The organism is Streptomyces sp. NPDC048290 (genome assembly GCF_040652095.1).
In the GTDB taxonomy this organism is placed as follows: Bacteria; Actinomycetota; Actinomycetes; order Streptomycetales; family Streptomycetaceae; genus Streptomyces.
The window spans coordinates 110,153-129,407 of the sequence record NZ_JBEZLM010000027.1 but is presented as its reverse complement, the minus strand read 5'-3'; the positions used below and the strand labels follow the sequence as shown (position 1 = coordinate 129,407).

The following is a 19,255-nucleotide window of genomic DNA, read 5'->3' as shown; positions in this document are numbered from 1 at the left end:
TTCCCCCGGGTCTCCCGGTTCCCCCGGCTCCTCTGCCGGGCATCGACTTCACACCTTCTTCACTGTCACCATGTGTCCCATGACGTACATCACCAAAGGCGCCAACACCCCTGTACCGGCTGCTCCCTTGCGGGTGGCGGTGGGCCGCGCGGACGTTCCCGGCACCCCGGCCGTGGACGCCGCCGCCCTGCTGCTGGACGCCACCGGGCGGGTGCGGGGCGACGCCGACATGGTGTTCCACAACCAGCCCCGGCATCCGTCGGGCGCGCTGCGGCACGCGGGGCTGGGACAGGGCGCCGGGCAGTCCGCCGAGTGGCTGGAGGTGGATCTGCCGCGCCTGGAACCGGCCGTGCAGCGGGTGGTGATCGCCGGTTCCTGCGACGGCGGGACCTTCGGGCAGGTGCCGGGGCTGTACGTACAGGCGGTGGGGCCGGACGGGACGGTCGCCGCGCACTACGCGGTGACGGACGCGGCGGCGGAGACGGCGTTCGTGCTGGGCGAGTTCTACCGGCGGGACGGGGCGTGGAAGTTCCGGGCGGTGGGCCAGGGGTACGACACCGGGCTCGCGGGGCTGGCCACGGACTTCGGGGTGGCGGTGGCCGGAGCACCACCGCAGCCCCAGCCGTCGGCGCCGATACCGGCTCCCGCCCCCCTCTCCGCCCCGGCACCGGCCGCCCCCGTGCTGAACTCCGCGGTCTCCAAGACCTCCGGCCCTCCCCCGGTCCCGTCGCAGCCGTCCGCCCCCATCGCCTCCCCCTCCCCCATCCCCTCCCCCATCCCCTCCCCCTCCCCCTCCCCCTCCCCCGTCGCCTTCCCCGTCCCCTCGCCCACGCTGACCCCCGCCGCCGCCCCGCCCGCGCCCCTCGGTACCGACTTCGCCCCCTTCGCCCGCAGCGGCAAGGGCAATGACGTCGTCACCGTGGACGTCCCGCTGCCGCCGGGGCCGGTGATCGTGGAGATGGGCGTCCAGGGCGACGACTGGCTGTGCGTCGAGACGCTGGACCGGCGCAACAAGGAGGACCAGCTGGTCTTCAACTCCACCCTGCGCGATCTGCACGGCCGCGCCCTGGTCCAGCCGCCCGAGGGGCGTCCGCTGCGGCTACGGGTGAAGTACGCCGGGGAGTGGTGGCTGAAGGTCCTGCCGCTGACCGCCGCCCGGGTCCTCGGCCGGGACACCGTCGAGGGCCGGGGCCCGGAGGTCCTGGTGTACACCGGCACCACGGGCGATGTGAAGGTCCGCTTCGACGGGGGCCCGGACAAGGAGGCGTGGATGGTGATCACCGGACACCACCCGGAGCACCTCGACGACCTCGACCAGCACGATCTGCTGGTCAACCAGACCGGCAAGCTCAAGGAGACCTTCCCGATCCCCGAGGGCCCGCATCTGGTGGTGGTCGAGAAGGCGGACGGGAAGTGGCAGCTGATCCCCCGCCCGCTCCCGGTCCGCGACCCCGTCCAGGGCCTGCGGAGCGGGGTGTACGAGGGCCGGGGCGAGCGGACGATCACCCTCGCCAACCCGGCACCGGGCCGCCCGGCGCTGGTGCGCTACGAGTTCAAGGACGTCCGGCACCGCTACGACCTGGCGACCTGGCGCCTGGACGAGTACGGCGCCGAGAGCGACTGGCTGTCCGGCAGCGCCAACGGGACCCGTGGGACGGGCACCATGTTCTCCCGGGGCCAGGCCGAGATGCAGGTCCGGATCAAGCACGGCGGCGACTGGACCCTGCGGGTGCTGCCGGAGACGGACGCGCCCCTGCTGACCGGCCCGGTCGAGGGCGAGGGCACCACCGTGCTGCGCTACCAGGGCCCGCCGACCCTGATGACCCTGGAACAGAAGTCCCGCAGCAACGACGCCCAGGTCACCGCGCACGCCCTGAACCATCCCTACGGCAACACCGCCATCATCGCCTCCGTGCGGGGCCGCCGCCCGGCGCTCGGACCGGTGTGGGTGGACCCGGGCGGGACCTGTTTCGTGGTGGTCACCGCCGCCGAGAACACCAAGTGGCGGCTGGAGCCGCAGCCCCCGCGGGCGGCGACCCCGCTCGGGCCGCGTACCCAGGGCGTCGGCTATGGAGTCGTACATCACACCGGGCCGGTCACGGAGATCGTGTTCGCGTCCACCAGCGGGCTCCAGCACCTCTATCAGCTGGACGAAAACCTGTTCCCGGCCCACAAAGTCACCGGATCTTCCGACCCGTACCGCGTCTCGGAGGGATTCCTCCATGTGCGGGCGCTCGGCGAGTGGACGATCGACCTGCGTGGCCGGCAGGCGTGAGCGGCGGGGGCGCGGGCAATCGATTGGACATATCGGCCGGGGTCCCGCGCATGATGGAGGAGCCCCGGGCCCGCCCCGGTCGCCCCAGGTCACCGGGGCGGGCACACGCAGTCACGCAAAGGAGTCGCCGTGAGGGTCGGAATCGTCGGAGCCACCGGTCAGGTCGGCACGGTCATGCGCAGGATTCTCGCGGAGCGGACGTTCCCGCTGGACGAGCTGCGCCTGTTCGCCTCGGCCCGCTCGGCGGGGACGGTCCTCGACGGGGTGACGGTGGAGGACGCCGCCACGGCCGACTACGCGGGGCTGGACATCGTGCTGTTCTCGGCGGGCGGCTCGACCTCGCGCGCGCTGGCCGAGAAGGTCGCCGCGCAGGGACCCGTGGTGATCGACAACTCGTCCGCCTGGCGGCGCGACCCTGAGGTGCCGCTGGTGGTGTCCGAGGTGAACCCGCACGCCATCGCGGACCGCCCCAAGGGCATCATCGCCAACCCGAACTGCACCACCATGGCCGCGATGCCGGTGCTCAAGCCGCTGGCCGCCGAGGCGGGCCTCGAAGCGCTGGTCGTCGCCACCTACCAGGCGGTGTCCGGGTCGGGCCTCGCCGGGGTGGACGAGCTGTTCGAGCAGATCAAGAAGGTCGGCGACGACGCGCCCAAGCTGACCCATGACGGGTCGGCGGCCGAGTTCCCCGCGCCGAACAAGTACGTGGCGCCGATCGCGTACAACGTGCTGCCGCTCGCGGGCTCGATCGTGGCCGACGGGCTGAACGAGACGGACGAGGAGCAGAAGCTGCGCCACGAGTCCCGCAAGATCCTGGAGCTGCCCGGACTGAAGGTATCGGGCACATGTGTCCGGGTCCCGGTGTTCTCCGGGCACTCCCTCCAGGTCAACGCCCGTTTCGCCCGGCCGATCTCGCCGGAGCGCGCGGCCGAGCTGCTGGCCGACGCGCCCGGCGTGGTCCTCACGGACGTGCCGACCCCGCTCCAGGCGGCCGGCCAGGACCCGTCGTACGTCGGCCGTATCCGGCGGGACGAGACCGTGGAGCACGGACTCGCGCTGTTCATCTCCAACGACAACCTGCGCAAGGGTGCCGCGCTGAACGCGGTACAGATCGCGGAGCTGGTGGCGGCCGAGCTGGGCGCTGCCGCGCGGTAGGCGGTAGGGGTGTGGGGGGGCGGTCACCCGGTGGCCGCCCCCTTCTGCTGGGCCGGTGCCTTCTGCTGGGCCTCTGCCTTCGGCTGGACAGCCTCCTTCTGCTGGGCCGGTGCCTTCTGCCGGGCAGCTCCCTTCTGCTCGACTGGTCCCTTCTGCTGGGCCGGTCCCGCCCCCGTGTCCCAGGCCGGATCCTCCGCGCCCCCGGCGTTCCCGGCGTCTTCGGCGTCCCCGGTGTCTTCGGCGCCCCCGCGGGCCCGGCGGGCCCAGGCGACCGCCGGGGCGGCCAGCAGGGCGGCCGTGCCGCCGAGGAGCAGCGCGCCGGACGGGCCCGGTCCGTCGACCGCCCGTCCGCCGGTGAACGCGCCCAGCGCGATGGCGGTGTTGAAGACCCCGGCGAACAGTCCCGAGGCGGCTTCACGGGTCCGGGGCGCGGTGGCCGACAGCCAGCTCTGGGCGGACACCGACACCCCGCCGTACGCGACACCCCAGAGCAGCAGCAGGGCGACGGACGCGGCGGCCGAGCCGCGGGCCGGGACCAGCAGCACCACGACGGTGCCGACCGCGGTGGCGAGCAGCAGCAGCGCCCGGTGCGGGGCGCGGACGGCGAGCGCGCCGATGGCGAAGTTCCCGGCGACGCCCGCGAGTCCGTAGCACAGCAGCAGCACGCTGATCTGTCCGGCGCCGATGCCGGGCAGCCGCTCCAGGACCGGACGGACATAGGTGTACGCGGCGAAGTGGCCGGTGATCAGGAAGGCGACCGCGAGCAGTCCGCGCCGGACGGCGGGGGCGCGCAGCAGCGCGGCGACGGTGGCCAGGCGTACCGGGCGTTCGGCGGGCAGCGGTGGCAGGGCGCGGGCCAGCAGCGCGGCCACGGTCAGGGCGAGGACGGCGAGCGCGGCGAACGCCCAGCGCCAGCCCGCGAGGGAGCCCAGGAAGGTGCCCGTGGGCACACCGAGCACCGAGGCGACCGCTATCCCGCTGAAGATCACGGCGGTGGCCCGGCCGACGGCGGCGGACGGCACGATCCGTACGGCGAGCCCGGCGGCGACCGCCCACACCCCGCCGATGCAGACCCCGACCAGGGCGCGGGCGATCAGCAGCACGCTGAAGTGCCAGGCGAGCGCGCACAGCAGATCGGCGACGGCGAGCAGGACCAGCAGCACCCACAGCACGGTCCGCCGGTCGGCGCGGCGCACGGCGACCGGGAGCAGCGGGGCGGCGAGCGCGGCGATCAGTCCGGGCAGGGTGAGGGCGAGGCCCGCGGTGCCCGCGGACACCCCGAGGTCGGTACCGAGGGAGGTGAGCAGCCCGACGGGCAGCATCTCGGTGGTGACCACGCTGAAGGTGGCGGCGGCGAGGACCAGGACGGCGGTCCAGGGGCGGGCGGGGGCCGGGGCGGTGGCGCGGGGCGCGGCGGCGGCCTGGGGGGTGGCGGAGGGCACCTGGGGGGTGGTGGAGGGCATGACTCCACCTTTCGGCGCGAACGCGCCGGGAACAATGGCGGATTCCTCACCCTTCCATGAGCAGATCTCATCGATCGACATGGGGAGGGACGCTGGTGAGCGGGCTGGATCTGCGCGAACTGGAGTGTTTTCTGGTACTCGCCGAGGAACTGCACTTCGGGCGGACCGGGGAGCGGCTGTATGTGTCGCAGAGCCGGGTCAGTCAGCTGCTGCGGTCGCTGGAGCAGCGGATCGGGGCGCGGCTGGTGCGGCGGACCAGCCGCCGGGTGGAGCTGACCCCGCTGGGCGCGCGGCTGCTGGTGGAGCTGCGCCCGGCGTACGGGGCGCTGCGGGCGGCGGTGGACGGGGTGCGGGAGGAGGCGCGCGGGGTGGCCGGGGAGCTGCGGCTCGGGTTCCAGGGCGTCTCGGGCACGCTGCTGACGGCGGCGGTCGCCCGGTTCGAAGCGGCCCACCCCGGGGTGCGGACCCGGCTGGTGGAGGTGCCGTTCGCCGACCCGTTCGGGCCGGTGCGGTCCGGGGACGTGGACGCGGCGGCGGTGCTGCTGCCGGTCGAGGAGCCGGATCTGGTCCTGGGCCCGGTCTTCTCCCGGCAGCCGCAGACGGTCGCCGTCGGGCGGGACCATCCCTTCGCGGGACGGGACTCGGTGACGGCCGCCGAGGTCGCCGCCGAGCGGCTGGTGACCACGGCGGGCCCGGCGCCGGGCTACTGGCGCCGGGCGCAGGCCCCGGCGAGCGTGCCCGGTCCGTCCGCGACGACCCTCCAGGAGGGGCTGGCGCTGGTGGCGTCCGGCCGCGCGGCCATGCTGCTGTGCCGTCCCACCGCCGACCGCCACCACCGGGAGGACATCACGTACGTGCCGGTGGAAGGGCTGCCCGAGTCGGCGCTGGGGCTGGTGTGGCGGCGGGGCGAGGAGACGGAGGCGGTACGCGGGCTGGCGCGGGCGCTGGCGGCGGCGCCCGACCTCGCGGAGGCTCCGGGGCGGGGCGCCGAGGTGGCTCAGGCCCGGCGCACCTCGTACAGGAAGCAGCCGTACTCGACCGCGCGGACCTGGACGAGGGCGACCTCGGGGTCGGCGAACGCCTCCGTGAGGGCGGGCGCGAATCCGGTGTCGCCGTCCTCGCCGGTGCCGCCCGCGCCGGGGGTCACCAGCCGTCCGCCGAGGATGCGCCCATTGGCCGAATAGCGCCGTAGGACGCGGTGGGAGGTGAGGAAGGCGAGCCCGGTGCCCGCCTCGGGTCCGGCGCAGTCCCCGGCGTGGATGAACACCGGGCCCTGCTCGTCGTAGGCGCCCGGGTCGGCGCCGGTGTCGGCCGCCCAGCGGCGCAGCGGGGCATAGGAGACCAGGGCGATCAGCTCGCCGGGGCGGCTGCGCCGCAGACAGCAGCGGAGCGGGGCGCCGCCCTCCTCGTCGCGGACCGGGCGCGGGGGCGCTCCGGCGTCGTCGCGGGCGCGGAGCCGGCGCAAGGTGGGGGCGTCGATGGGCCTGGCCGTGAGCGGGGTGTCGTGCGGTGCGGTCATGTGTCCAGCGTCATCGTCGCGGACCCCGGTTACCGGCGGGTTTTGGACATCGCGTTCGATGTGGGTGCCATGGAAAGATGGCGCGAACGACACACCATGAGGAGATGACCGCGTGCCTGGCACAAACCTGACCCGCGAAGAGGCGCGGCAGCGGGCGAACCTGCTGACCGTCGACGCGTACGAGATCGATCTCGACCTGTCCGGCGCGCAGGAGGGGGGCACCTACCGGTCGGTCACCACGGTGCGCTTCGAGGTCGCCGAGGGGGGCGCGGAGTCCTTCATCGACCTGGTGGCCCCCGAGGTCCACGAGGTGACGCTGAACGGGGACGCGCTGGACCCGGCCGAGGTCTTCCAGGACTCCCGGATCACACTGCCGGGGCTGCTGTCCGGGCCGAACGTGCTGCGGGTGGTCGCGGACTGCGCGTACACCAACACCGGCGAGGGCCTGCACCGCTTCGTCGACCCGGTCGACGACCAGGCGTATCTGTACACCCAGTTCGAGGTGCCGGACGCCCGGCGGGTGTTCGCCTCGTTCGAGCAGCCCGACCTGAAGGCGACCTTCCAGTTCACCGTGAAGGCACCGGCCGGGTGGACCGTCATCTCCAACTCGCCGACCCCCGAGCCCGAGGACGACGTCTGGGTGTTCGCCCCGACGCCCCGGATCTCGTCGTACATCACGGCGCTGATCGTCGGCCCGTACCACTCGGTGCACAGTGTGTACGAGAAGGACGGGCAGTCGGTGCCGCTGGGCATCTACTGCCGGCCCTCGCTCGCCGAGCACCTCGACTCGGACGCGATCTTCGAGGTCACCCGGCAGGGCTTCGACTGGTTCCAGGAGAAGTTCGCCTACGCCTACCCGTTCGAGAAGTACGACCAGCTCTTCGTGCCCGAGTTCAACGCGGGCGCGATGGAGAACGCGGGCGCGGTGACCATCCGCGACCAGTACGTGTTCCGCTCCAAGGTGACGGACGCGGCGTACGAGGTCCGTGCGGAGACGATCCTGCACGAGCTGGCCCACATGTGGTTCGGCGACCTGGTCACCATGGAGTGGTGGAACGACCTGTGGCTGAACGAGTCGTTCGCCACCTACACCTCCATCGCCTGCCAGGCGTACGCCCCCGGCTCGCGCTGGCCGCACTCCTGGACGACGTTCGCGAACTCCATGAAGACCTGGGCGTACCGGCAGGACCAGCTGCCCTCCACCCACCCGATCATGGCCGAGATCCGTGACCTGGACGACGTCCTGGTCAACTTCGACGGCATCACCTACGCCAAGGGCGCCTCCGTCCTGAAGCAGCTCGTGGCGTACGTCGGCATGGACGCGTTCTTCGCGGGCGTGCAGACGTACTTCAAGCGGCACGCCTTCGGCAACACCCGGCTCTCCGACCTGCTGGACGCGCTGGAGGAGACCTCGGGGCGCGATCTGTCCACCTGGTCCACCAAGTGGCTCCGGACCGCCGGGATCAACATCCTGCGGCCGGAGATCGAGACCGGTCCTGACGGGGTCGTCACCTCCTTCGCGGTCCGCCAGGAGGCGCCCGCGCTGCCCGCCGGGGCACAGGGCGAGCCGGTGCTGCGCCCGCACCGGATCGCGGTCGGTCTGTACGGCCGGGACGCGGCGAGCGGCAAGCTGGTCCGGCTGGAGCGGGTCGAGCTGGACGTCGACGGCGAGCTGACCGCCGTACCGGAGCTGGTCGGGAAGGTGCGGCCGGAGGTGATCCTGCTCAACGACGACGACCTGTCCTACGCCAAGGTCCGGCTGGACGAGCACTCCCTCGCGTATGTCACCGAGCACCTCGGGGACTTCGCGGACTCGCTGCCGCGCGCCCTGTGCTGGGCGTCCGCCTGGGACATGACCCGGGACGCCGAGCTGCCCACCCGGGACTATCTGTCGCTGGTGCTGTCCGGCATCGGCAAGGAGTCCGACATCGGGGTCGTGCAGTCGCTCCAGCGTCAGGTGAAGATGGCCATCGACCTGTACGCCGACCCGGCCGCGCGGGACGCGCTGCTGACCCGCTGGACCGACGCCACGCTCGCCCATCTGCGGGCGGCCGAGGCGGGCGGCGACCATCAGCTGGCGTGGGCGCGGGCGTTCGCGGCGACCGCGCGCACCCCGGAGCAGCTCGATCTGCTGGAGGCGCTGCTGGAGGGCACCCAGACCGTCGAGGGGCTGGCCGTGGACACCGAGCTGCGCTGGGCGTTCGTGCACCGGCTGGCGGCGGTCGGGCGCTACCAGGAGGCCGAGATCGCCGGGGAGTACGAGCGGGACCGTACCGCCGCGGGTGAGCGGCACGCGGCGAGCGCGCGGGCCGCGCGGCCGACGGCGGAGGCCAAGGCGGAGGCGTGGGCGTCCGTGGTGGAGTCCGACAAGCTGCCGAACGCGGTGCAGGAGGCGGTGATCGGCGGGTTCGTGCAGACGGATCAGCGGGAGTTGCTGGCGCCGTACACGGAGACGTACTTCGCGGCGCTGGAGGGGGTGTGGGAGTCGCGGTCGCACGAGATGGCGCAGCAGATCGCGGTGGGGTTGTATCCGGCTGTGCAGGTCTCTCGTGAGACGTTGGAGCGGACGGACGTGTGGTTGGCCGGGGCCGGGTCCAACGCGGCGCTTCGGCGGTTGGTGTCGGAGTCTCGGGCCGGGGTGGAGCGGGCGTTGCGGGCGCGGGAGGTTGACGCGGCGTCGTAGTTTTCGGGCGGTTGGATCGGGGGGCGTCCTTGTGGGCGTCCCCTGGTTCGTTTTCGGGTGCGGGTGCGTTGTGGTGATCGCGCAGTTCCTCCCCCAGAGGGGGTACCCCCAGCGCCCCTAAAAGCCTTGGCCGCCGCCCGGTGTCGCGTGGGGGGCGCAGATCCTTTCCGCCACGTCCAGCATGGTGTGGACGTGGAGGGAGGTCTGGGTGGGGATCGGGAGCCAGTGGGGGGTGAAGGTCTTGTCCAGTTCCTGGCACCACTCGCGGACCAGGTCGCCGAGGGCGTTCGCGGTGGTGGGGGCGGTGGGGAGGAGGGCCCGGCGCATCATTCCGGCGGCGCGCAGCGGTAGTCGGCGGGCCGCCACGGCGAGGGTGGCGATATGGCCGCGGGAGCCGGTGATCTCCTCGGCGGCCCAGGTCGCGGCGACCGACGGGGCGACCTCGATCAGTTCGCGTGCCGCGTCCCGCAGCGGTGCCAGGGGGCCGGGCGCGTGGTCGGCGCCGCCCGGGAGCAGGGCGGCCAGCTCACGGGTGCGGGCGACGAGCAGATCGCCGATGCGGGCCACCGCGCGGCGCGGATCGGGCGCGGGGCGGGCGTCGGCGACGGCGGGCACGGCCCAGGCGGGGGCCTCGACGAGGGTGGTCAGCGTGCCGTACCGGCGGGGGTAGAGCCAGGTGGACTCGGCGACGAAGCCGCTCGGGTCGCGTTCGTCGCCGGTCCGGTCGCCGGGGCGGATCAGGATGCCGGGGCGTTCGGGCAGCCAGTCGGGGCCGTCGCAGGGGTGGTCGTCCAGCGGGACGCCGAGCCGTCCGGCGGTGGCGCGGAAGGCGCGGGCGGCGCCGGGCACCGGGCGGGTCATCATCGCGAAGGCGCCGCCGAACTCGATGCCGTGCAGGGTGAACTGGGCGACCGGGCGCAGCTCGTCCAGGAGCCGGACCAGGGTGGCCGACTCCGGCATCGGCGGGCGGGCGCTGCCGGGGGCGGGCAGCGACTCGGGCTGACGGGCGAACGCGGGCCGGTAGAACCGCAGATGGCACTCCTCCAGCGAGGGCGCCACGTCCTCGGGGACCCAGCCGTGCGCGAGCCGGGCGCCGTCGGGGTCGAGACAGAGCAGGAAGTGCCAGGTGCAGCCGAGCCGGTCGAGGGTGCCGGGGCCGTGGGCGAGGAGCCGGGCGAGGCGGAGCGCGGAGGCACCGCCGACCGGTTCGTTGGCGTGCGCCCCGGCCACGGTGAGGATGTTCCGCTCACCGTGGCCGGCCGACAGCAGCCACAGGGGGCGCCCGGCACGGCTCTCGCCGACGGCCCGCAGCCGTAGGGTGCCGGGCACCGCCGAGGCCAGCGCGCGGGCCCGCCGCTCCAGTTCACCTACGGCCGGATAGCCCGGATGGCACGTAGGGCCTGTCGTTTGGATCATCCTGGCCATCCGTCACGGTGCCTTGGTGGCCGACCCGAGCGGGGTCTGGTGCGCGCAGCTGCGCGTGCCAGACGCCGCGAAGCGCCGGGATGATCCAAACGACAGGCCCTGGTCCGCACGCTGGTACCCCGCTCCGTTCAGGCGCCCTGGGAGTTGCTGTCCCCGGTGGTCTCCTTCTTGTCCAGCGGGCGAATCACGATCTTCTCGGCCATGGCGCTCTCCTCCCGTTCAACTCACCGCCTGCACAAGGGATTTGACTGGATTCAAGCCCCTCGGCGGGAGCTTCTTGCCAAGGGTCGTGCGGGTGAACAAGAGTGTCAAGGGTGGGTTTTCGAGTCGGATGTCGCAGTTGGCGGCGTACTTGCTCGTCGGCCTGGTGTGACCCTGTTTGCCGGTCGGAATTGTTGAGCTTTCCTTTGCCCGGCCTTGCCGCTACCGCGGTCCGTGTCGGAAAACAATCGGAGGTGGCCGCATGACACACGAGACGACGACCGGAACGGCGGGCGGGACGGTCGGCGCGGAGGGACTGCGCAGGCCCCGGGTGAAGCCCGAGCACCGCGCCTACCGGACCGTGGACGGCCATGTCCGAATCGGCAGTGTCGTGTACGGCATCGGCGCGGAGATCGCCGATCCGCGCGGCTGGGTGTGGCTGCTGGTCGAGGCGATGGACGGCTCCCGGGACCCGGCGGCGGTGGTCGCGTGCGTGTGCGCCCAGTGTCCGGAGGTCGCCGGGGACGAGGTGCGGCAGGCGATGGCCGACCTGCTGACGGCGGGGTTCGTGGAGGACGCGGCGGCGCCCGTGCCGGTGTCCGACCGGGAGCGGGAGCGCTACAGCCGGGGCGTGCCCTTACTGCGCTGGATGGACCTGGCTCCGCGCACCGGCGCCTGGGACGCCCAACTGCTGCTGCGCCGGGCCCGGGTGCTGCTGCTGGGCGTCGGCGGTACGGGCGGGTACGCGGCCCAGTCCCTGGTGGCGTCCGGCGTGGGCCATGTGCACTGTGTGGACCCGGACGTGGTGGAGCTGTCCAACCTCAACCGGCAGCCCCTGTACCGGGAGTCCGACATCGGCCGCCCCAAGGCGGACGCCGCGGTGGCGTTCCTGCGTGCCCTGAACTCCGATGTGACGGTGACCGGGGAGCGCCGGGAGGCACGCGGCGCCGACGATCTGCGGGACCTGGTGGCCGGGTCCGGTTCCGGTTCCGGGTCCGGTTCCGGTTCCGGAGAGGGGGCAGGGGCCGGTTCCAGGGAAGGGGCCGGTACGGGGGCGTACGACCTGCTCGTGCTCGCCGCCGACCGGCCCGTCGAGCTGCGGCGCTGGGCCAACCGGGTCTGTCTGGACGCCGGGCTGCCCTGGGTGGCCGCCGGTTACCGGGGGCCGCTGGTGACGGCCGGGGTGTACGTGCCGGGCCGGGGCGCCTGCTGGGAGTGTCTGCGGGCCGGGGAGGCGGACCGGCGTGACCTGCGGCTGGCCCCCGATCAGGACGAGGAGGTGGCCTCGCCCCGGCTGCCGTGGAACCCGGCGAACGCGGTGACCGCCGGGCTGTCCGGCGCGCTGCTCGCACATGCCGCGCTGGCCCTGCTGACCGGGGTGCCCGCGCTGGAGCCGGGGTTCCGCTTCGGGGTCAATCTGATGGTGCCCGGCGACCGGGTGCACCAGCGTTTCCCGCGCCGCCCGGACTGCCCGGCGTGCGGCGACGGCCCACGATGAGCCGGGTACGGCTGCATGAGCTGGCCGCCCGCCCGGACGGCGCGGAGTGGATCGTGGGCCGCCCGGCGACCGGGACGTTCGTCGCCGTCCCGGAGGTCGGCAAGCGCGCCCTGGACCTGCTCGGCGCGGGGCTGAGCACCACGGAGACGGCCCGCCGTCTGGAGGACGAGACCGGGCACGACCTGGACGTGGCGGACTTCGTCGAGGCGCTGGTGGAGCTGGGCTTCGTCGCCGAGGTCGACGGACGGGCGGTGCCACTGCCGGACCCGCCGAGGCCGACGCTCCCCCGGGTCCGGCCGGAACATGTGCGCTGGACGCTCAGTCCGCTGCTGCCCGCGCTGGTCGCCGCCCTGGTGACGACCGCGCTGGTGATCCGCCCGGAGGGGGTGTCACTGGCCTACCGGACGCTGCTGTGGAGCGAGCACGGCAGCCTGGTGCTGGCGTTCGGCGCGGCGAGCGGCTGGGCCCTGCTGCTGCTGCACGAGCTGGCACATCTGGCGACCGCGCGGGCCACCGGCGTACCGGCCCGGATACGGCTGGGCACCCGGCTCCAGTTCCTGGTGATGCAGACCGACATCAGCGGGATCGAACTGGCGCCCAGACGCCACCGTATGACGGCCTATCTGGCGGGGATCGGGGTCAATCTCGCGGTGTCGGCGGCGGCGGCGCTGGCCGCGGGCGCGGCGGACGGCACTGCCCGCCGGATGCTGGCCGCGCTCACCGTGCTGGCACTGCTGCCGCTGCCGTTCCAGTTGCTGGTGTTCCTGCGCACCGATCTGTACTTCGTGCTCCAGGACCTGACCCGCTGCCGCGATCTGTACGGCGACGGACGGGCCTACGCCCGCTACGCGGCCCGGCGGCTGCTGTGCCCCGGCCGCGGCGCCGGTGACCCGAGCCGGGCGCTGCCCGCGCACGAGCGCCGGGCGGTACGGGTCTACAGCGTGCTGCTGGTGGTGGGGACGGCGCTGTGCCTGGTCTTCCTGGCGGGGGTGACGCTGCCCGCGGATCTCGCCCTGCTGGTCCGCGCGGCGCGTCGGCTGTGCGGTGCCGAGCACACCGCCGCCCAGCGGCTGGACGCGGCGGCGGTCCTGGTCACGCTGGGCGGAGTGCACGTGCTGTGGGCGCGGACGTGGTGGCGCGGACGGCGGGCGGGGCGGGCCCCACTTAGGGCCGGGTCCTGCTGAGAGCCGGCTCCGCGGAGGCGCGGACCCGCTGTGGGCCGGGCTCCGCGGAGGGCCGGGCGCCGGGGGGTCAGACCCCGGCCTTGGCCTTGGTCTTCGGCTTCGCGGAGGGCGCGTGGACCCGGTGGGCGGGGTCGGACTTGTCCAGCACCATCACCAGTCCGGTGATGACCGCGAACAGGACGAGCGGCAGGAACACGAACCAGCCCAGCGTCTCGACGACGCTGAAACCCGGACCGGGGTCGTCGCCGTCGTCGCGGGTCAGCGCGAGCGCGGGGGACGACATGAGCAGCATCATCAGCGTCGTACCGGCCGCCAGGGTGCCGGCGCGCAAGGCGTTCTTCTTGTCCACGGGGCCAACGTACCTGGCGCCCCGTCGGGCGGCGCGCCCGGGGTGCCGTAAGGGGGCACTCCAGGGGAAGGCGTGCACGGAGGGACGCCCTATGGGGCTCGGCTCCGTAAGGGGCGCTCCAGGGGCGGGGTCCCGGAAGAGGCGCCCCTATAGGGCCCGGTGCCGTGGCGGGCGCGATAGGGCCCGGCAACGTGGGGGCGGCCTACGGCGGTCCAGGGGCCCGCTCCGCGCGGATCACCTCCAGCAGGGCGTGCAGCCGGGGCGAGTCGGCCAGGTCCTCCAGGGTGACGGGGCGGCCCGTGGCGTCGGCGACCGGCAGCCGCCAGTTCGGGTACTGGTCCCAGGTGCCCGGCAGGTTCTGCGGGCGGCGGTCGCCGACGGCGTCCGGGAGCCAGACACCGACCAGCCGGGCGGGGGTGTGCAGCAGGGCCCGGTGGACGGCCTGGATCTGCGCCTCCTCCCCGACGTCCCCGGCGTCCGCAGCGTCCCCGGCGTTCCCGGCGGGCAGGAGGCCGAGGCGGGTGAGGAGGGCGAGCCAGTCGGCGGTGTCGGCGGCGGCCTCGGCGCGTTCGACGGCGAGCGGGCGGGTGAGCAGTCCGAGGCGGTCGCGGAGTTCCACATGGTCGCCGGAGAGCCGGGACGCGGTGGGCGGCAGATCGTGGGTGGTGGCGGTGGCCAGGCAGTCGGCGCGCCAGCGATCGGGCGGCAGCGGGGCGCCGTCGCCGTCCCAGTCCCGTTCGAACCAGAGCACGGACGTGCCGAGCACCCCGCGCTCGCGCAGTGTCTCGCGCACGCCGGGTGCGACGGTCCCGAGGTCCTCGCCGATCACCACCGCGCCGGCCCTGGACGCCTCCAGCACCAGGACGGCGAGCAGCGCCTCGGCGTCGTAGCGGACGTAGGTGCCCTCGGTGGGCGGGAGGCCCTCGGGGACCCACCAGAGCCGGAACAGGCCCATGACGTGGTCGATGCGCAGGGCTCCGGCGAACCGGAACAGCCCGCGCAGCAGTTCCCGGAAGGGGCCGTACCCGGCGGCGGCCAGCCGGTCGGGGCGCCAGGGCGGCAGGCCCCAGTCCTGGCCGCGGGCGTTGAACGCGTCGGGCGGGGCGCCGATCGACATCCCGGCGGCGTGGAACTCCTGCTGCGCCCAGGCGTCGGCGCCGCTCGGGTGCACCCCGACCGCGAGGTCGTGGATGATCCCGACCGGCATCCCGGCCTCGCGGGCGGTGCGCTGGGCGGCGGTGAGCTGGCTGTCGGTGAGCCAGGCGAGGCGGCGGTGCAGATCGACCCGGTCGGCGAGCGCGGCGCGGGCGCGGGCGGTGCCCGGCGAGCGCGGGTCGCGCAGGTCGCCGGGCCAGGTGCGCCAGTCGGGGCCGTGGACCTCGGCGAGCGCGTTCCAGGTGGCGTGGTCCTCCAGGGCGCGGCCCCCGGCGGCGACGAAGTCGCGGTAGGCGGCGCGGCGGCCGGGTGCCTGCTCGACCCGGGCGATCTCCTCCAGCGCGGTCCGCTTCAGCTCCCACACCGCGTCCCGGTCGATCAGCTCGCCCTTGTCCAGCACGGCGGCGCGCAGCCGGGCGGCCCGCTCGCGCGGCTCCCGGGTCTCCTCGGCGGCGTACGGGTACTCGGGGACGTCCTCGATCCGCAGATGCACCGGGTCGGGGAAGCGCCGGGAGGAGGGGCGGTAGGGCGAGGGGGCGGAGGGGGCGCCGGGGACGGCCGCGTGCAACGGGTTGACCTGGATGAATCCGGCGCCGAGCGACCGTCCGGCCCAGGCGGCGAGTTCACCGAGGTCGCCGAGGTCGCCCATGCCCCAGGAGCGCCGGGACAGCAGCGAGTAGAGCTGGACGAGCAGTCCGTAGGAGCGCCCGGCCGGGGTGGGCAGCCGGGGCGGGGCGGCGATCAGGTGGACGGTGGCGGTCCGGCCGTCGGGGGCGGTGGCGGTGAGCCGGTGGACGCCGGGCGGGAGACCGGCGGGGTCCGTGCGGGTCGTGCCGTCCTCGGTGTCGATCCGCAGCCGGGTGCCGTCGGGCAGGGCGGCGAGGGCGGCGGGCGGGGCGGCGCCCCAGGCGACGACGGTCGGCGGGAGCAGGCGCGCGGCGAGGTCCCGGCGCCGGTCCTCGAGGGCGGCGCGGACGGCGGCGGGGGTCCCGGTGGGGACGCCGAGGGCGGCCAGGGCGCGGTGCAGCGCGGTGGCGGAGGCGGTGACCTCGCGGTCCGGGGCGGGGCGGTAGGAGGCGGCGACGCCGTGCAGTGCGGCGAGCCGGACCAGGTCGTCGCCGGGGTGCTCGCCGGGGGTCCCGGACGGGCGGGGTGCGTTCATCTACGGCCTCGTGGTGTCGGCGTCCGGGGCGGCGAGCGGGGGCTCGCTGGTCAGCGGCTCCGCGTGGGGCAGCGGGGGTTCGCTGGTGAGCGGGGTCTGGGCGCGGGCGCCCTCGGAGCTGAAGACGCCCACGTACCAGTCGTCGGGGTCTATGTCGGCGGCCGGGTCGGGGGCGGGCGCGTCGTCCGGGCGTTCGGAGAGCGCCGAGAGGAGGAGGTGTGCCGATGCGGCCACGGAAGGGCTCCTTGTCGGATACGGCGTGCGGGTCGTCGTACGGGCCCGTGCCGCCGTCACCGGGAGGCGCGGCAGGGACGGACATGGCTATGGCAGCCCTACCCAGGTCGGCCCCGCGCAGACGTATTTCCTGCCGGACGGGCGGTCCGCGAGGAAATCCACGGTGGCTATTCACTCAGTACATGTACTCGGTGCATACTGATCCGCATGAGCACCCGTCACATCCTGCTCGGCCTGCTCGCCGCCGGGCCGCGCCATGGCTATGACCTCAAGCGGCGCCACGACGAGCGTTTCCCCGAGGCCCGTCCGCTGGCGTACGGGCAGGTGTATCAGACCCTTCAGCGGCTGGTCAGGGACGGACTCGCCGAGGTCGACGGCACCGAGGCCGACGGCGGTCCGGAGCGCACCCGCTACCGGGTGACCGACGACGGCCGCCGTGAGCTGGAGCGGTGGGCGGCCGAGATCGCCCCGCCCGCGCCGTTCGTCGCCAACGAGATCTTCGCCAAGGTCGTCGTCTCGATCCTGGTCGCCGGCGACCCGGCCGCCTATCTGCGCGCCCAGCGCGCCGCCCACATGTCCCGGATGCGCGAGCTGACCGCCGTCAAGACCGCCCCGGGCGCCGGACTGCCGACCGTGCTGTCCGCCGACTACGCCCTCACCCACCTGGACGCCGATCTGCGCTGGATGACCACCACCGCGGACCGGCTCACGTCCCTGACCGCGGAGGTAGACGCCGCATGACACCCGATACGAGTACGACCGTGGCGAGCGGGTCCGCCGCCTCCGTGGCGCCGGTGCTGGCCGCGCGGGGGCTGGTCAAGGCGCACGGCCCGACCCGGGCGCTGCGCGGCGCCTCGGTGGAGCTGGCGCCCGGCGAGCTGCTCGCCGTCACCGGCGCGAGCGGCAGCGGCAAGTCCACGCTGCTGCACTGTCTCGCCGGGATCGTCCGCCCCGACGCCGGGGAGGTGGAGTACGGGGGCGAGCGGCTCGACCGGCTGCCGGAGCGGCGGCTGAGCGAGCTGCGCCGTACGGAGTTCGGCGTGGTGTTCCAGTTCGGGCAGCTGATCCCGGAGCTGACCGCGCTGGACAACGTGGCGCTGCCGCTGCTGCTGGCGGGGACGGGCCGTACCGGGGCGCACGCGAGCGCGGGCGAGTGGCTGGAGCGGTTCGGGGTGCGGGGGCAGGGCGGGCTGCGGCCCGGTGAGCTGAGCGGCGGCCAGGCGCAGCGGGTGGCGCTGGCGCGGGCCCTGGTGACGGGTCCGCGGGTGGTGTTCGCCGACGAGCCGACCGGGGCGCTGGACTCGCTGGCCGGGGAGCAGGTGATGGCGGCCCTGGCGCACACGGCCCGCGAGACCGGCAGCGCGGTGCTGCTGATCACGCACGACGCCCGGGTGGCGGCGTACGCGGACCGCGAGGTGACCCTGCACGACGGGACGGTGGCACAGGCCGCCGGTGCGGAGGTGGTCCGGTGACGGCGGTGACCGCCGATGTGCGGATGGCGTGGACGCTGCTGCGCGGGTCGGACCGGCGGGAGTGGTGGCGGGTGACGCTGACCGGCGCCGGGGCGGCGCTGGCGACCGGGTTCGCGCTGGCCGCCGTGGTGCTGGCCGGTCTTGAGGGCTCGTACTCCATGCGGTTCGCGCACGGGCTGCTGAACCAGCCCGGGGAGCGGTCCGGGGTGGTGCTGGCGCTGGTGCTGCTGCTGATCCCGGTGCTGGGGTTCCTCGGGCAGTGCGCGCGGATCGGGGCGGTGCACCGGGACCGGCGGCTGGCGGGGCTGCGGCTGGCGGGCGGCACGCCCTGGCAGGTCCGGCGGATCGCGGCCTACGAGACCGGGCTCGCGTGTCTGGCGGGCTCGGCGGTGGCGACGGTGTTCGCGGTGCTGCTGCTGGTGACCCGGTGGCGGCCGACCGCCACCGCCTGGGCGGGGATCGCCCTGGTCGCGGTGGGCGTGCCGGTCGCCGGGGCGCTGGTGGGGGTACTGGCGCTGCGCCGGGTGGTGGCCTCGCCGCTGGGCTGGGTGCGGCGGGTGCGGGCGCCGGGCGGACGGGCGCCCTGGTTCATGGTGCTCGGCGCCCTGGTGGGCGTGCCGGTGCTGCTGATCGTGCTGCTCCAGTGGGACCACCGGCGGGCGCCGTACCCGCTGGCGCCGCTGACGGTGTGGGTCGGTGTGGTGCTGACCGGGCTGGGCGCGGTCGCGCTGTCGGGGCTCGTGGCGCGGCTGACCGGGCGGCGGCTGGCCGGGCGGACCTCGCGTCCGGCGGTGCTGATCGCGGCCGAGCGGCTGTCCGCGGACCCCTGGGCGGCGGCCCGTACCCATGCGGCGGCGCTGCTGGTGACGGTGGTGGGCACCGGGTTCGTGGGGGTCAGGGCGGGGCTGCTGGACGCCCTGCATGCGTCCCCGTACACGGCGGAGGACATGGCCTTCTACACGACGGGCCTGGATCTGACCGCCGCCGCCATCGCCGTGGGGCTGGTGATCACGCTGGGCGCGCTGGCCGTCGGCGCGGCCGAGTCCCTCGCGACCCGGCGCCGGGGGCTGGCCGCGCAGTCCGCCGCCGGGGTGCCCCGCGCGGTCCTGGGCCGGGCCCTGCTGCTGGAGACCGCGCTGCCGCTGGCCCCGGCGCTGCTCCTCGCGGGCGCGGGCGGCCTGGCCGTGGGCGTCCCGTACGCGGCCCTGGCGGGCGGCCCCGACTGGTCGGTGCCGTGGGCGTCGCTGCTGGTGCCGGTGGGGGTGTACGCCGGGTGCCTGATCGCGGCGGCGACAGCGCTGCCGCTGCTGGGCCGGGCCGTGCGGCCGGGGGAGCTGCGGTACGGATGAGCTGCCGCACGGGTGAGGGGGGTGCCCGCGCGGGTCGCGGCACGGGCGAGTACGTAGGAGCGGCCCGCACGGGGCGGCGCTACGGGGCGAGGGCGACGGCCGGTCCGGAGCTGACGTAGGGCGCACCGCGC

Annotated in this window: 14 protein-coding genes and 1 pseudogene; 9 read left to right on the top strand and 6 right to left on the bottom strand. The window is 74.7% G+C overall.

The features are described 5' to 3' along the window. The first annotated feature begins 79 nt into the window (after window positions 1–79). Both AB0D49_RS34650 and AB0D49_RS34645 read left to right on the top strand, forming a co-directional pair. A complete protein-coding gene (locus tag AB0D49_RS34650) occupies window positions 80–2,275 on the top strand; it encodes a TerD family protein (protein ID WP_362765633.1) in 2,196 nt (731 codons plus the stop codon). 129 nt (window positions 2,276–2,404) lie between these two features. Further along, window positions 2,405–3,430 carry an aspartate-semialdehyde dehydrogenase gene (locus AB0D49_RS34645; protein WP_362765630.1) on the top strand — a complete coding sequence of 342 codons (1,026 nt, stop codon included), beginning with the start codon at window positions 2,405–2,407 and terminating at the stop codon, window positions 3,428–3,430. A gap of 23 nt (window positions 3,431–3,453) precedes the next feature. Here the strand turns inward: AB0D49_RS34645 and AB0D49_RS34640 are convergent, their stop codons facing one another. Further along, a complete protein-coding gene (locus AB0D49_RS34640; RefSeq protein WP_362765627.1) occupies window positions 3,454–4,893 on the bottom strand; it encodes an MFS transporter in 1,440 nt (479 codons plus the stop codon). A gap of 95 nt (window positions 4,894–4,988) precedes the next feature. Between AB0D49_RS34640 and AB0D49_RS34635 the strand changes: the two are divergent. Beyond that, window positions 4,989–5,843: pseudogene (locus tag AB0D49_RS34635) on the top strand (LysR family transcriptional regulator); the annotation flags it as partial. Between the two features lie 47 nt (window positions 5,844–5,890). Here the strand turns inward: AB0D49_RS34635 and AB0D49_RS34630 are convergent. Beyond that, on the bottom strand, window positions 5,891–6,412 hold the full coding sequence (locus AB0D49_RS34630) for a DUF1203 domain-containing protein (protein ID WP_362765624.1): 522 nt from the start codon (window positions 6,410–6,412) through the stop codon (window positions 5,891–5,893). A 112-nt stretch (window positions 6,413–6,524) separates the two neighbouring features. On the opposite strand from AB0D49_RS34630, the gene pepN reads away from it, so the two are divergent. Beyond that, window positions 6,525–9,095 carry an aminopeptidase N gene (pepN, locus tag AB0D49_RS34625; protein WP_362765621.1) on the top strand — a complete coding sequence of 857 codons (2,571 nt, stop codon included), beginning with the start codon at window positions 6,525–6,527 and terminating at the stop codon, window positions 9,093–9,095. A 117-nt stretch (window positions 9,096–9,212) separates the two neighbouring features. On the opposite strand, the gene AB0D49_RS34620 is transcribed toward pepN, so the two are convergent. After that, a complete protein-coding gene (locus AB0D49_RS34620; protein WP_362765618.1) occupies window positions 9,213–10,511 on the bottom strand; it encodes a M14 family zinc carboxypeptidase in 1,299 nt (432 codons plus the stop codon). A gap of 541 nt (window positions 10,512–11,052) precedes the next feature. Here AB0D49_RS34620 and AB0D49_RS34615 point away from each other — a divergent pair. Both AB0D49_RS34615 and AB0D49_RS34610 read left to right on the top strand, forming a co-directional pair. Beyond that, window positions 11,053–12,219: a ThiF family adenylyltransferase gene (locus AB0D49_RS34615; RefSeq protein WP_362765678.1), complete on the top strand. Its 1,167-nt coding sequence runs from the start codon at window positions 11,053–11,055 to the stop codon at window positions 12,217–12,219. Next, a complete protein-coding gene (locus AB0D49_RS34610) occupies window positions 12,198–13,403 on the top strand; it encodes a hypothetical protein (RefSeq protein WP_362765615.1) in 1,206 nt (401 codons plus the stop codon). The genes AB0D49_RS34615 and AB0D49_RS34610 overlap by 22 nt, the downstream gene beginning before the upstream one ends. Window positions 13,404–13,470: 67 nt before the next feature. On the opposite strand, the gene AB0D49_RS34605 is transcribed toward AB0D49_RS34610, so the two are convergent. The 3 genes from AB0D49_RS34605 to AB0D49_RS34595 form a co-directional block, all read right to left on the bottom strand. Continuing rightward, window positions 13,471–13,752, bottom strand: coding sequence for a hypothetical protein (locus AB0D49_RS34605; protein ID WP_362765612.1), 282 nt, complete (start codon window positions 13,750–13,752; stop codon window positions 13,471–13,473). Window positions 13,753–13,954: 202 nt separating this feature from the next. Beyond that, the gene (gene malQ, locus AB0D49_RS34600) at window positions 13,955–16,069 is read right to left on the bottom strand and encodes a 4-alpha-glucanotransferase (protein WP_362765609.1); all 2,115 of its coding nucleotides are present in this window, start codon (window positions 16,067–16,069) and stop codon (window positions 13,955–13,957) included. Beyond that, entirely contained in the window at window positions 16,070–16,303 is a 234-nt protein-coding gene (locus tag AB0D49_RS34595) for a hypothetical protein (RefSeq protein WP_362765607.1), read from the bottom strand. It abuts the gene before it with no gap. Window positions 16,304–16,510: 207 nt separating this feature from the next. On the opposite strand from AB0D49_RS34595, the gene AB0D49_RS34590 reads away from it, so the two are divergent. From AB0D49_RS34590 to AB0D49_RS34580, 3 genes are read left to right on the top strand one after another with little or no spacing between them, the layout of a single operon-like run. Beyond that, on the top strand, window positions 16,511–17,044 hold the full coding sequence (locus tag AB0D49_RS34590) for a PadR family transcriptional regulator (RefSeq protein WP_362765605.1): 534 nt from the start codon (window positions 16,511–16,513) through the stop codon (window positions 17,042–17,044). After that, window positions 17,041–17,775 (top strand): ABC transporter ATP-binding protein, encoded by a 735-nt coding sequence (locus AB0D49_RS34585; RefSeq protein WP_362765602.1) that lies wholly within the window; start codon window positions 17,041–17,043, stop codon window positions 17,773–17,775. Before AB0D49_RS34590 ends, AB0D49_RS34585 begins: the two co-directional genes overlap by 4 nt. Beyond that, window positions 17,772–19,124: an ABC transporter permease gene (locus AB0D49_RS34580; RefSeq protein WP_362765599.1), complete on the top strand. Its 1,353-nt coding sequence runs from the start codon at window positions 17,772–17,774 to the stop codon at window positions 19,122–19,124. Before AB0D49_RS34585 ends, AB0D49_RS34580 begins: the two co-directional genes overlap by 4 nt. Window positions 19,125–19,255 lie beyond the last annotated feature (131 nt).

Coding starts and splice junctions, on each gene's coding strand:
- AB0D49_RS34650 (WP_362765633.1), top strand. CDS start 80: ATGACGTACATCACCAAAGGCGCCAACACCCCTGTACCGGCTGCTCCC.
- AB0D49_RS34640 (WP_362765627.1), bottom strand. CDS start 4,893: ATGCCCTCCACCACCCCCCAGGTGCCCTCCGCCACCCCCCAGGCCGCC.
- AB0D49_RS34630 (WP_362765624.1), bottom strand. CDS start 6,412: ATGACCGCACCGCACGACACCCCGCTCACGGCCAGGCCCATCGACGCC.
- AB0D49_RS34620 (WP_362765618.1), bottom strand. CDS start 10,511: ATGATCCAAACGACAGGCCCTACGTGCCATCCGGGCTATCCGGCCGTA.
- malQ (WP_362765609.1), bottom strand. CDS start 16,069: ATGAACGCACCCCGCCCGTCCGGGACCCCCGGCGAGCACCCCGGCGAC.
- AB0D49_RS34590 (WP_362765605.1), top strand. CDS start 16,511: ATGAGCACCCGTCACATCCTGCTCGGCCTGCTCGCCGCCGGGCCGCGC.
- AB0D49_RS34585 (WP_362765602.1), top strand. CDS start 17,041: ATGACACCCGATACGAGTACGACCGTGGCGAGCGGGTCCGCCGCCTCC.